1 pseudogene is annotated in these 220 nt (G+C 50.9%); it reads left to right on the top strand.

Annotation, left to right across the window (positions count from 1 at the left end):
* Window positions 1-220, top strand: a pseudogene (locus DCC82_RS18450) (IS481 family transposase); the annotation flags it as partial.

Here is a 220-nt window from a genome sequence, read left to right as displayed (position 1 = left end):
TTGGCAAGGGGACTTATCCCATGGACCAACGATTCGAGTCAATGGGAAAGCCCAGAAAACGTTTTTGATCGCGTATATCGATGACTGCTCGCGGTTAGTGCCATATGCCCAATTTTTCCCTTCGGAGAAGTTTGACGGGCTGCGGATCGTCACGAAGGAAGCGGTGCTTCGTTGCGGGAAGCCGAAACGCATTTACTCGGACAACGGGAAAATTTATCGG

Source organism: Geobacillus sp. LYN3 (assembly GCF_003064505.1).
Taxonomy (GTDB): Bacteria; Bacillota; Bacilli; order Bacillales; family Anoxybacillaceae; genus Parageobacillus_B; species Parageobacillus_B toebii.
The sequence above is the reverse complement of the archived record's forward strand: the minus strand, read 5'-3'. Positions and strand labels throughout refer to the sequence as shown.